Genomic DNA, 13,056 nt, shown 5'->3' with positions numbered 1-13,056 from the left:
CCCCACAGCAGACATAGCCACTGAGGGGGTCGCAGCGACTGTGCACAGCCGTCACCCCCGGACACCGCAACTGTGCACTGCCATCACCGTCACACGGCCCCCCCGGCCCGACTGTGCACATCCGAAAGGCACCGCGCCGCAGATCGTGCACTCATGCAATAGCGCCAAAGCGACAGCATCCATAGCGTGATTCCAGCGTCGAAAGAACACACCCGACCGCCGGAGTATCTGATGCCGTTCCCCGCCATTACCGTGCTCGCCTCGGCCCGCGACGCCTTTCGCGTGACGGACGGACTGCGCGCAGCCGGCATGGCAGCTGGAATGTGGACACTCCCAGAGGAGTGCAATGCCCGCGAAGCAGCCGCACTTGCCGAACTGGCTGCCGCAGGCGAGGAATGGTCCGAACACCTGACGGAGTGCCGGATCATCATCACAGCGTTCCGGAACCCGGCAATTCTGTCCTCCACCATCATCCCGTACGTGCTTCCCCATCTGGCAGTCGGTTCGGTCTGGCTGCAGATGGGGCCCGTGACACAGGAAGAGGCACACACCGCCTCCGTCGCCGCCACCGAGCACCACCTCAGCCTTGTCAGCGCGCCCCTGAGCTGGAACCCGGACGGGACGGCCGTTCAGCGCACGCCGCCCAACAACGCACTCCAGGGCGGAAAACCGATAGCGGACGCAGACGCCTCGCTTCTGTACGGACTGACCCTCGCGGCACTCACCGCGCCCGGCCTCGGCCTGACACCTCCAGCACCGATGCCACGACACACGGCCGAGACGCTCGCACGGCTGGAACTGGAACTGGCCTCGGCACCACTCCACTCGCTCCCGGCCGACACCAGGCCTACCTCAGCGGCCGCCCTGTTCGGCCCCCTCAGCGAACTCGACCTCGCAGAACTTGAAGCAGGCCACCTTGCCGCCCCCCCACACCTGCCTCTTCGCGGGGGAACCATCCATCCCCGGTGAGATCCCGAGCCCCATCACCGCGCCCGACCACCAGAGGAGCTCTCATGACGACACAGGCCGACACGGGATTCACCTACGCTCACATGGACGACGAGCCGAAAATGGGAGCCGACGCCGGAAACGTCCAGGCAACACGTCTCCTGCAATACGGCGGCGTCTCCGTCTACGTCTTCACCTTCCCGCCGGACTCACATGCCGGAGAAGACTTCCACGGCACCAACTGTGAGGCCGCATTCGTCGTCGAGGGAGAAATCAAGGACGAATACGGAACCTATCCCAAAGGAACGGTCTGGCTGGCTCGACCCGGCACCGTGCACCATCCGTGGTCGGAAAAGGGAGGCCGCATCCTCGGCGTGCTCGCCGACCAGAATGCGTGAGCAGGTACCGGGGGGACCGATAACACCCAGCCCGCCCAGCACCTAGCACTCACACCCGCACCCAGCGGCCGTCTGCTGAACCACAACCGGCCGCTACATGACTGAACCCAGCAGATCAAACAACCCACTGGGGCTTGCCACCGACGAGATGCACCTCATCGGCGGTACTCAGGATAGACCAGCTCATCCCGGCAGGGACAGGGCACCGGTCAACCTCCTGAGTAGCCAGCCCCGTACCGGAGGGGAACCACCCATGCGCGGACGCCTCACCGCAGAAGCGGAACCGATCGCCGCGGCAACAGCTCTCGAGCTGACCGCATTCGGCGCACCCCAGGCAGCGAAACGCTCCCTGCCCACGGCATGCACCGACAACGACCAGCACAAGCCGATCGAGACACCCGCCGCCACCGGCACACACCCCCGCCGAGAACCCTCACCCACTCACGGCCCCATCGGCCAGCCCTCCCAAGGCAACCGACCCCTCGCCTCCGGCCAGACCTGGCCACACGACGGGGCCTACCTGAGGGCCGATACGCGTACAAAACCCGGCGGCAGAGCGGGCGGCCGGGGCGGGGTCAACGAGCGAAATCCCGACGTCGTCGGACACCGCGGCTAGCAACCGCCCGACGACGGCCCGCCGGCCCGGACTAGCTACCTGGGCCGGCCGTCATCGCCATGGGGAGCCAGCAACTCTCCTTGAGCGAGTGGACCGGCAGGAGCTGGCCCTCCCAGCACCAGCTCCTGCCGGCCACACACCCCCTCAGCCTCCTGCATCAAAGACCGGTTCTCCTGGCGCGCACAGCCGACGCCGCGACCCGCGGGCCTTCGGCATGCCGCCGACCCCCAGCGAACCAGGGGGACCACCGCTCCCTGAACTGCAGATCTCCTGGCCAGAGGGCCCATCCCACACCCCCTGACCAGGACCAGTTGAGGCGAGACCGGCCTCCCCGCCAACGCTCCCCGCTCGCTCCCCCCCTGAGCGGCCAGCCCTCGACTGAGCGTGGGGGCGCCCCGGACGTACCCCGCGTCCAGGCGCCCCCACTCACCCGCCGCCCGCCCGGCACTGACCGCTGCACCTGCCGCCCCGCCTCACCGGACCGAACCCCTTGGAGTCCTCACCCATGGCCCTTGCTAGCTCAGCCCTTGCAGTGGCCGCGCCCCCGGCCTGGCGCACGGGCGTCGCAGCTGTCATCGGGCCTGCTGGCGCCGGTCATCACTACTGCACCGAGCTCGCCCGACAGGGCTGGGACTGCGTCGCCGTCATCCTTCCCACCGCCCGCCCCGCAGCAGAACTTTGCGGGACCGCCGCCCCCCCGTACCTCCATCGCGTCCGGCACGACGGCAGCCTGCGCCGCACAACGAAGGCGCTTCGTGCACTCGGTGTCGGCGCCGTCATCGCTGGATCCGCCGACGGCACCGAACTCGCCGACCGGATCGCGCACCGCCTGGAGCTACCAGGCAACGACCCCACGCGGTCCGAGCTCCGCCAAGACCTCGGCCGCACCGCGGCAGCCCTGACACGCGCCGGAATCACCGCACCCCGAGTCATCCGGACCACCCACCTCGAAGAAGCCCTCGCCTGGGCAGCCCACTGCCGCCTTCCGCAGAGCGTCCTCAAGCCTGCCGACCCCACCAGCCCTGACAGCGGCCACCTGTGCCGCACCAGCGGCGACATCCGCAGCGCATGGCAGTTCTTGCAGCACCCCGCCCACGCGCCCCGCCCCCTCGTCCTCCAAGAGCATCTGCACGGCACCCAGTACCTCGTCCACACCGTCAGCAGCCCCGGACTTGACGGCACCCCCAACCACACGGTCACCGAAATCTGGTCCGACACCCGCACCACGGACCATCGCCCCTACCGCACCGACCTGATGAGCCGGCACGGACTCCTGCCGCGCGCCCTCGCCCTCTACACCCTGCGCATCCTCACCGCGCTCGGCATCACCCACGGCCCAGCCCGCAGCCAGATCATCTACGAGCCCGACCGCGGCCCCGTCCTGCTCTCCCTACGCACCGATCCACACGACACGTTCACCGCCGACGTCCTGTACCAGGCCACCGGCAGTAACCCGATCCGCGACACCGTCCATACCCTCACCACCGGCCGCGCCGAAGGTCTCGCACGCACCGGCCGCCGCCCCCACCTCACCAAGGTCTCCCTCGTGGCCAACCGCCACGGCGCGCTCTGCGAACCGCTGCTGCACACCTTGGTCAACCTGCCCACAGTGGTCGCCACTACCCCGCTCGACCCCGGCGCCTCCGTCCTCGCCGGCACCAGCCCGGGACAACTGCTGCTGATGGCCGACGACATACGCGCCATCAACCAAGACCACCAAACCATCCGCGCCGCAGAGAGCCTCGGCCTGTACGGCTGGACCACGGCATGACCACGCGGCCACCCCCCAGCCACTTGACCTATCCCACCCCACTGCCGTCCCCGGCCCCTGCCATACAGGCCGTTCCTCATCCCCACGCCCTCCACCACGCCCCGGCAGGACCCGCATCGATGACCTTCACCTCCCCGGTGCAGGCCGCCCACCACCGCTGGGGCAGCTTCTACGCCGTCATCGTCATCGACCCCTGCCCACGCTGGAGACAGGCCTCCACTCACAGCCTTCCGGAACGCGTGCCGGAAGGCTGTGACCTCCTCGCCATCCGCTGGAGCGGGCCAGAAACGCAAGCCCACCAAGCGATCAGCCTGCTCCAAGCAGCGGCCATCAACGCCCCGCAACCGTCCGGCACCCGAGAACTCGCCGAGTACCAGGCCCGCTTGCCCCCTCACCTCTATGCGGTCGCACTGCCAGCCTCCAAACTCCTCGGCCCCTGGCCACACGACCCCGGCGCCACCCTCCCGGCTCGCACCGACCACACCCCCCCTGCCGGGCCCGGTACCGGGGGCGAGAGCCGCAAGGCCCCCCACTCCCCGCCCCTGAAGGCAGCCCCCGGCTGCCCTACCTCACCCCTACGGAGCTCCTGTGCCCCTCGACACGACACCGCCGGCCCCGAACGAGGCCGCCGCGGAACTGGACCACACGTTCAGAACCGTCCGCTCCGAGGGCCGGGCCGCACTCGCCGCATACCTGCCGGTGGGCTATCCGACATTCCGACAGTCCCTCGCCACCCTCCACGCCCTCGGGCAGCACGCCGAGGTCCTCGAGCTCGGCGTTCCCTACTCCGACCCACTGCTCGACGGACCCACGATCCAACTCGCCACAGCGCAAGCCCTCCGTGCCGGCTTTCGACTTCACCATCTGTTCGCGGCCGTTCGAGAGCTCCGCGCGTCATCACCGGCCAGCCTGCTGATCATGACCTACTGGCAGCCCGTCGCCCACTACGGCCCGGACCGATTCTCAGCCGACCTCGTCCAGGCCGGCGCTGCCGGGGCCATCATCCCCGACCTACCGCTCGAAGAAGCACAACCCTGGCTGCTCGCCGCCCGCACACACGGCCTGCACACCGTTCCCCTCGTCGCCCCCCACGCGCACACCGCCCGCCTGGCCTCCGTATGCGCAGCCGCCACCGGCATGATCTACGTCCCGGCAGCGCGTGCCGTCTCCGGGCACACCGGGCCCCTCGATCCCGGGCTGCCCCACACCGTGGAACGGCTTCGCGGCATCACCACGCTTCCCATCGCCGTAGGCATCGGACTGTCCACCGCCGAAGCCGCGGCCCAGGTCAGCCACTACGCAGACGCCGTCATCGTCGGCTCTGCCCTGATCCGACTCCTCCAAGCCACACCCGGCCCAGCGGGCATCGCCGCCGCTGCCGCGCTCGCCAGCGAACTCGCCGCAGGAGCTCGCAGCCCGACACGCGCAGCCGCCTGATCCACCCGGCCGAGAGCACACCGCCAACGGCCCCCACCAGCGGACACCACCACGGAAGGACCAGGACCTCGATGGCCACCCCTCTTGCAGTGCGACAGCCCGCGGTCCGCCGGTGGGCCCAGCAGCCCACCACTCCGCTCCAGCGCCCACTCCTCCCACAGCCCGGCCAACTCCAGCGGCGGCCCGCCCCGCAAAGTCGAGAGCGAGAGGCAACGGCCCGAACCCACCACCGCCCATCGCCACTGACCGCGACCACACATCACAAAGCCGCAGCTCTGCGGGGAGAGCGGCTCAACGCCCTCCTCAAAAGCCGCCGGCTGCAGCTCGGACTGCGCCAGGTCGACATCGCCGTCCGACTCGACATCAGTCCCCGCGCATACGGCACCTGGGAACGCGGACGGGTCAAAGAGTGGACCGACCACAAGCTCCACGCACTGTCCGAAGCCCTGGAAATGACCGCACACCAGGAGCAGCGTCTTTTCCGACTCGCCGTGAACCGCGACCCCCAGCAGGCCCTGAGGTCGCTGGCCGGGCACGTCATGCCCGATGACCCAGAGACGCAGGCATTCCTGCACGACTACGCCACCATGATGGACGCCGTCGCCTTCCCCTCATTCCTCATCAACCACCGCTGGGACGTGAAGATGGCGAACCCGGCGTACCGCGCCCTGTTCGACAGCATCCGGCAGCACCCCACCGCCATGCCGGAACGCAACTTCCTGCGATTCGTACTGTTTCACCCAGATGCACCCAGCGTCCTGGCCGACCACAAAAACAGCTGGCTGCTCCCCATGCTGGCCCAGCTCTCGTCAGCGCTGGAAGTCCACGACCAGGACCGCGCCCTGCACGCCATCCGCAGAGAAGTCGCTCTGCGCCCCGACCTCCACAACCTGTACCTGTACGCCCTGCCCAGTTGGGTACTGTCCTCCGGGGCAGATGTCCTCCAGCAGCACGGCGCCACGCGGGCCCTGCACCACCCGAACCCGCAATTGAGCCAGACCGGCTGCAGGCTCGTAGGAGAGACACCCAGGCACCTGCAGGCCATGGGATACACCCGCATCACGATGGTGCCCACCGCACCAGCAGGCGACAGTATTCGCGGCGTGCCCCCTCAGACGCAGCGAACCACCCACGACCACAACGCCCAGTGACCGCCGCCCTCCGGCTGAACATCCAACCGGAGTAACCCTCCGGCAGAGGCCGCCGCCTATGCGGTCAGGAACCCATAGCGCTCGGTCTGGGGGGACCGGCGGTCATCAGCCTGCTGGGCCGCACGATCGCCGGCGCGAGGATGGCCTGGGGGAGCGACCGCCGCGGAGGAGTAACCCTGCCTTGTTGAAAGGGCACTCCATGCGGTGCGGGAGGCGGCAGGATAGTCGACGTGGGAACTAGGGGACACGGCGGTGGACCGGCGCGAGTGGGCAGCCGGTATGTGCTGCTCACAGCGTTGGGGATGGTCGCGGCGCTGGCCTTGGCCCGACATTTCGAGCTGGGGGTGGCCGAGACGGCGGCCACGTTGCTGCCCACTCTGGGGCCGGCCTACCTGGCCTGGACCGCTTTCCACCACGACCGCGCCGAAGCCACCGCAGCGGGTTTGGATGCAGTCGCCGACCAGTTGGCGCGAGCAGTGAGGAAGCAGTGGGACATCGAGACGGGAATCCGTCGGGTGAACGACCCCTATCCACTGCCGGTCGCCTGGCGGGCGGCCGATGCTGACCTGATCGAGCCATGGAGCCTGCTGACCGGTATGGCGCATGCCTGGCCTGGCGGATCGCCGGGCGATCCCGCCCGTTGGCCCCCAGGCGCCGCGGGGCTGGCAGGAACCGACGCCCAGATCGGCGAGGTCTTCGCCCAGCGCGTGCCCACCCGGCGCCTGGTTGTGCTGGGAGATCCCGGTTCAGGCAAGACCGTGCTGCTGATCCGTTTGCTGCAGGATCTGATCGAGCGGCGTCCCGAAGGCGGCGGCATGGTGCCGGTGATCTTCTCCCTCGCTACTTGGCACCCTGCCAACCAGGAACTGGAAGGGTGGATGGCCGATACTCTGCGGCAAAGCCACCCTGCCCTACGCACCTCCGCCCCCGGCACTGCAGCCATGCCCGGATCCGGCCCCAACGACCTGGCCCAGGCCCTAATGGACGCCAGACGCATCCTGCCGATCCTCGACGGCTTCGATGAACTTCCCCCGGCCCTGCACGCCCTGGCGCTGGACACCCTCAACCAGTCCCTGCCGCCCAAACACCCCGTGATCCTGGCAAGCCGAAGTACCGAGTACCGCGCCGCCCTCACCCGACCGGACACCGTGGTGCGGCTCAACGGGGCCGCAGGCATCCAACTGCTCCCCCTCCCCCCCCCCGACCACGCCGCCGCCTACCTACGTCGCGATGCGGGCGGCGCCCACACTGCCGCAGCCGACCGCTGGAACGCAGTGGTTTCCCAGCTGGGCACCAATACTCCCCTCGCGCAGGCCCTGAGTACCCCGCTGGGACTGTTCCTGGCCCGGACCATCTACAACCCCCGCCCCCACCCACAGGCATCGCCGGGCCCTGCCCCCCACCCGGACGAACTCTGCAACGCTGCGGCCTTCCCCACCGCCACCGCTCTCCATACCCACCTGCTCAACACCTTCATCCCCGCCGCCTACGCTCCCCACAGCCCCAACCCGCCGCACTGGTCCGTAGACCAGGCCCACCGCACTTTTGTCTTCGTCGCTCAGCACTTAGAAACCCACCGCGCAGGCAGCCCCGACATCGGTTGGTGGGCACTCCACCACGCCATCCCCTCCCACACCCGCCGGCTATGGCCGCTACTGTCCGCGCTGGCGGTCGGGCTCGGGTTGGGCCTTGTGGTGGGGCTGATGAGCGGACTCGTGTCGGGGCTCATTGTCGGGTTCCTGGGCGGGTTCGTGGCCGGGTGGGCGGCGTTCATAGGCCAGGGAGTGCGCCCAGGCGGCCGCGGCCCGAGCGCCCGGCTGCGCTGGTCTCCCAAGTCGCTCGCGGCTGGACTCGCGGTCGGGATCGGGATGGCGGACGGCCTCGCGAGCGGAATCGGGGGCGCACTCCTGCTCGGGCTCGTGCTCGGGCACGCGGTAGAGAGACAAGACCTGACTACCGCGGTCGGACCTGCCACACTGCTCGCCTTGGACCGACGCACCTTCCTCACGCTGGCCCTTCCGTCCGGGCTCATGTGCGGTCTCGTGGTCGGGTTTGCGTTCGGCCGCCACGGCGGTCTCGCGAGTGGCCTCGTGGTCGGAATCGCGGCCGGATTCGGAGCTGGACGGAAGGAAACAGCATGGGCAGACTTCACGCTGACCAGGGCCTACCTGACAGTAGGCCACAAAACCCCGTGGGATCTGATGACGTTCCTTCAGGATGCGCACGAGCGTCGGGGTGTACTGCGGCAAGTCGGGGCGGTGTACCAGTTCCGGCACATCGAGCTGCAACGCCACCTCGCTCGACAGTCGGGTGACAGATCCTGTAGTTGCCGCTCCGGAGCGTGTGAATAGCGGAGTCCATCGCTCTGACTTGCCCCTGTGCCGGCCAACACCAGTGCTACGGGGGCTAGGTGAAGGGAGCAGTCACATCCGCTCCCTTCGCTGGACGCTGGTTGTGACTGAGCACGGTAGGTGGCTGGTTTCGCCACCTACCGCGCTCACGTTCAGGTCGGAGAGACCGGTCGGTGTCCCCTGCACCGGTCAAGTCTGCAAAGCTGTCGTGGTCATCTACTGCTGTATCAACGGGGAGTCTTGTGTGAGGCGTACGGCATGGGCGGCTGTCATAGCGGTAGTGGCGGCGACAGCCGGATGCGGCAGCGGTTCCGGCTCGGACATGGCCCAGTCATCCCCGAAACCGCAGCGGACAGCGTCGGTGTACCACCGGCTGGTCGTGCCGGACACCCTGGCGCACGGCCACTACCGACGTACCCGTGATGCAGCTGGCCCGGACAAGACTCTGGCTGAGCTGATGTCGGGGCAAGTCGAGCACCCGACGGCTGCCTTTGGCGCCTACAACCCCGTTTCTAAACGCTCTCAGGCGCTGGCCCTGTCGGTCACCGGGGTCTATGGCACCGTCCTGAGCCCAGTGACGGCACGTGATGAACTCCTTCGGGTACTGGATCGCCGCGATAACGGACCGCGCCCCTTGGTCGGACCCCGCACGATCACCCCGCCCGGCTCCCAGGAACCGCTGCAGTGCCGCGTGACCACTCGGCGGATGCCTGACGTGGACTTCGACACGGTAGAAGCGGCATGCACTTGGGCAGACGCCTCCACGGTCGCGACGGTGAGAGAGGTGCTGCGCTCGACGGTCAAGCCCGAAGACGTGAACCTTGATGCCTTTGCCGGTGAAGTGGACGCGATCCGCAACGACGTACGGGTAAGCTGAGGCTGATAAGCAGGTTCAGGCGTACGGCGAGGTACTGTGGCAGTGCTTCGGGGAAGGCTCGACATCGGGGCATTTTCGGCGTGAGCTGCGGCGATGCGCTCGCCAGGTACGACGCTCAGATCCGCCAGGTAGCGCATTCACCCGCCGTCTAAAGCGCTCAGTCACACATCCGCTCCCTTCGCTGGACGCTGGTGCATCAGCCGGCCAGGCGCATTTGCCCGCTCGCCAGCTCACAACGGTGGCTGAGCCGGGCAGCAGAAGCCAGCGCGGCAGAGGCGTACTCGGACCGATTACGCTGCATCTGAGGTCGCAGACCCACAACGCTGAGGGCACCAGTCACAGTCTGACCTCGCCACAGCGGAACGGCCAGCATGAGCCAGTCGGGCAACGGCGACGGGGTCAGCACGTATCCCTCGGAGCGGATCTCCCGCATCACATGGCTCTGCGAAGCGCCGTCAAGATGGCTGAGGATCACCAGACCCGCCGCGTCTGCATGCAGCGGCGAATACCGCAGAGCGACCCTGATATCGACGCTGGCATGGCTAAACGCCGCCTGGAAGTCACTCCTCCTCCCGTAGGAGTGGTTAAGCATCAGGCGACCGGGAGTGTCATCGATGAGGACCGCCCCGAACGCCATCGCAACCTGCGCGGTCTGGCGCTGCAGAGCCGTGGTCTCTCGCTCCAGAGCACTGTTGTGAGCCAAGTTCAGATGCACACTCGCGTCCGGGCGATGATTCGCGACGTCGGTAGCGACGCCGTACCGGCCCGGGGCGCGATAGACGAGATGCTTGGCCGCGACGCCGGCGCGCAGAATCCGGTGCACCGTGCTCTTGGTGACACCCGACTCGTCGATGATCCTCCTCAGAGGATGCAGACCGGGTCCCATTCTGTTGAGCGTCTGCAGCACCAGGTAAACCCGCGAATGCGCAGTCATCCCGTCGTCGGCCAAGCCCGTTGCGGCAACGACATCAGACTCGATCATCGACTACCCCTCCCCATCGAAGCTGCCCCGGTCCCGCCACACGGGCCCGTCAAGGAACATCTCTACTCTCTAACCGCGAAGTTGGGAGGAACGGCCTCTTCCAGGAAGCGGCACTTCCTATCGAGTCCCAACAGGTCTGACAGGACACCGAATCGACCTAACGGCTGGGTATCAGTCCAGGTCAAATCCGGTCTGTGAGCGTTGACCCTCCGCCAGAAGCCACCCAGAAAACTAATCCGCGGCGACTTATCCGCAACGAACCGCGCCGAGCCCAGCTCCTCCAGGACACCAGCCTGACCAGGTGCTTCAACGTTAAGACCCACTGGGCGGAACGCCTCCCGCCAGCAGAGATCGATACATCGGTTCGCATCCCGCCATGTGGCACACAGCGCCCAAGTCGCCCGCTGCCAGGGAGGATCCAAGGAGAAGCCATTGCCCCTTCATGCACACGCCGAAAGAGTGGCCCCAGCCACCTCAGCGGCTCACCCCCGGTGCACCGCAACCACCCCAAGGAGCACCGCCGTTGAACAGCCAATGCCGCCACAGGACGACACCATGAGTCCCCCGAGCCACCTGCTCCTGCTCGGAACCGGACCGTGCGCCGAGTGGGAGCACGCCATGCAGCGCCTGGCCGCAGCAAGCCCCCTACTCCTCCTCGACGAGCGCCCGCCGACCTGGCAGCGCCCCTACCTCGCTGCAGCAAGAACCGCGAGCCTCCTGGAGCCCACACAGGTGCTCCAGGTCGTACAAGAGCTCGCCAACAGCCACACCATTGACGGCATCATGACCTTCCAACCCGCCTACCAGCGCGCGGCCGCCCTCGTACGCCAGGAGCTCGGCCTACCCGGCCCGGACACCAAGGCCCTTCAAACCTGCGGCGCGCGGCACCGCACTGCCGCGGTCCTCGAAAGGGCCGGGATCGAAGGCAGCTCTAGCCTCCGGGCTGACTCCTACCAGCAGGCCCTCGAAGCAGCCCACCACGTCGGCTTTCCCCTCATATGCAAGCCCGACTCCCCGCGCCGACGCTACGCCGCGCGAACGGTGAGCGCCCTGCCCGATCTCGCCGAAGCATTCTCGGCCGTGACCACCGCGACCTGGCCAGGTACCGGCACCGTCATCGAGCCGCTCCTCGACGGCCTCGAGGCCACCGCCTACACCTACGGCACTCACAGCGGAACCCACGTCATCGCTCTCTCCCACACGACATTTGATCCTGCCGCCGAGCACGCCCTCGTCCCTGCCGAACTCGTCGTCGACGCCGACGACGTGTGCGTCACCGCGATCGAAGCCAGCGTCAGCAGAGCCCTCGCCGCAGTCGGTCTCCACACAGGCCCCGCGCAGGTACGCCTCCGTATCACCGCGACTGGACCGCGCATCATCAGCATCTCGCCCCACCTGACCGACCCTCTGGCCGCCCAGCTCATCGAACAGGTCACCGGTGTCGACCTCGTCACCGCGACCGCCGCTCACGCGGTCGGCCACACCGCCCGCATCGAACCGGCACCGCTCGGCGCGATGGCCGTGCGCTACCTCCACGGCACAACGGCCACAGCATTCAGCACCACCCCGGACGCTGCGGCCCCCACCCCCTTCATCCACGTCGCCCACTACGACACAGAGCACCGCGTCGGCCCCCTGCGCCGAACCGGGCACGTCTTGGTCACCGGCTCCGATTACCCGCAGTGCGTGGCCCGCCTCTCCAGCGCCGGGACCCATCTGCGCACCCCCCGCCTCACCGCTGTGACCGAGGATTTTAGTTTGCGGATCATGAACTGAACCGTGCAGGTCAGAAGCGCGTTAAGAGTTTTTGTTTGCGGATCTTGAGAGAGTTAGTTTGCGGATCATGATGGCGGACGTTCACTGTGCGTAAGCGTCGTGGGGAGGTGGTCCGACGTCGTGGCAGCATCAGGGCTGTTGCTGCCCTAGATGATCAATTCCAAGGGATGCCTGCGGAGGGGGTGGGGTGGGCGGCGGCCGAAGCCACCGCGAGACGGTCAGGCGGCGGGCTGCCGGCCCTGGTTGTCGAGGTGGCAGCGGGCGGTCAGGCGTCAGGGTCGACTTCGGGGTGCGTGAACCGCACGGGCTTGCCCAGTGACCGGGCGTAGGCGATTTCGGCTCGGGTGCTGTCTCCGATGTAGTCGCCGACTACGAGCACCTCATCAGCGAGCCGGATCTTCGCTCGGTGCAGATCGTCGAGTCGAACCTTCAGCGCCTCGGCCTCGACAGGATCGGACCAAAGTTCGTGCGGCGACTTCATGTCACAGCCCGGTTTGACGACAATCTTTCCGGCTTTGGTCTCCCGCAGATCGGCCTCGGTCATCTCGGTCATGAAGCGGGTGGAGCCGCAGATCACGACGATACGCGGGAGGCTCAGCTGCTTCTTCGCGTCGGCGAGCTTCTCCTCGGGGGTGAGTAGTTGCGGGTATGACACTGGTTCCTCCTGGTGGTGTGGTCCAAGGGGTGCCTGCGGAGACGAGAACGAGGGTGTCCAAGATCGTTTTGTGACGAACGACGTGGACACCCTC

The 13,056-nt window shown here is 67.8% G+C and carries 10 protein-coding genes; 8 read left to right on the top strand and 2 right to left on the bottom strand.

Features of this window, described 5'->3' with window-relative positions:
* Positions 1 to 186: 186 nt before the first annotated feature.
* The 7 genes from ABZW18_RS00050 (at position 187) to ABZW18_RS00020 (ending at position 9,549) form a co-directional block, all read left to right on the top strand.
* Entirely contained in the window at positions 187 to 969 is a 783-nt protein-coding gene (locus tag ABZW18_RS00050) for an NAD(P)-binding domain-containing protein (RefSeq protein WP_356179772.1), read from the top strand.
* A gap of 44 nt (positions 970 to 1,013) precedes the next feature.
* Positions 1,014 to 1,346, top strand: a complete 333-nt coding sequence (locus ABZW18_RS00045) for a cupin domain-containing protein (RefSeq protein ID WP_356179771.1) — start codon at positions 1,014 to 1,016, stop codon at positions 1,344 to 1,346.
* Positions 1,347 to 2,467: 1,121 nt separating this feature from the next.
* Positions 2,468 to 3,733, top strand: a complete 1,266-nt coding sequence (locus ABZW18_RS00040) for a glutathione synthetase (RefSeq protein ID WP_356179769.1) — start codon at positions 2,468 to 2,470, stop codon at positions 3,731 to 3,733.
* A 588-nt stretch (positions 3,734 to 4,321) separates the two neighbouring features.
* Positions 4,322 to 5,170 (top strand): tryptophan synthase subunit alpha, encoded by an 849-nt coding sequence (gene trpA, locus ABZW18_RS00035; RefSeq protein WP_356179767.1) that lies wholly within the window; start codon positions 4,322 to 4,324, stop codon positions 5,168 to 5,170.
* A gap of 71 nt (positions 5,171 to 5,241) precedes the next feature.
* A complete protein-coding gene (locus ABZW18_RS00030) occupies positions 5,242 to 6,321 on the top strand; it encodes a helix-turn-helix domain-containing protein (RefSeq protein ID WP_356179766.1) in 1,080 nt (359 codons plus the stop codon).
* Between the two features lie 302 nt (positions 6,322 to 6,623).
* Positions 6,624 to 8,672 (top strand): NACHT domain-containing protein, encoded by a 2,049-nt coding sequence (locus ABZW18_RS00025; RefSeq protein WP_356179764.1) that lies wholly within the window; start codon positions 6,624 to 6,626, stop codon positions 8,670 to 8,672.
* 379 nt (positions 8,673 to 9,051) lie between these two features.
* Entirely contained in the window at positions 9,052 to 9,549 is a 498-nt protein-coding gene (locus tag ABZW18_RS00020) for a hypothetical protein (RefSeq protein ID WP_356179763.1), read from the top strand.
* A 196-nt stretch (positions 9,550 to 9,745) separates the two neighbouring features.
* Here ABZW18_RS00020 and ABZW18_RS00015 read toward each other — a convergent pair whose 3' ends face one another.
* Positions 9,746 to 10,531, bottom strand: a complete 786-nt coding sequence (locus ABZW18_RS00015; RefSeq protein WP_356179762.1) for a helix-turn-helix domain-containing protein — start codon at positions 10,529 to 10,531, stop codon at positions 9,746 to 9,748.
* Positions 10,532 to 11,086: 555 nt separating this feature from the next.
* Here ABZW18_RS00015 and ABZW18_RS00010 point away from each other — a divergent pair.
* Complete coding sequence (locus ABZW18_RS00010) at positions 11,087 to 12,307, top strand: hypothetical protein (RefSeq protein WP_356179760.1); 1,221 nt, start codon at positions 11,087 to 11,089, stop codon at positions 12,305 to 12,307.
* A gap of 265 nt (positions 12,308 to 12,572) precedes the next feature.
* Here ABZW18_RS00010 and ABZW18_RS00005 read toward each other — a convergent pair whose 3' ends face one another.
* Complete coding sequence (locus ABZW18_RS00005) at positions 12,573 to 12,962, bottom strand: hypothetical protein (RefSeq protein ID WP_356179758.1); 390 nt, start codon at positions 12,960 to 12,962, stop codon at positions 12,573 to 12,575.
* Positions 12,963 to 13,056 lie beyond the last annotated feature (94 nt).

The organism is Streptomyces sp. NPDC004647, from assembly GCF_040609575.1.
Classification (GTDB): domain Bacteria; phylum Actinomycetota; class Actinomycetes; order Streptomycetales; family Streptomycetaceae; genus Streptomyces.
This window is presented reverse-complemented; position numbering and strand designations above follow the sequence as displayed.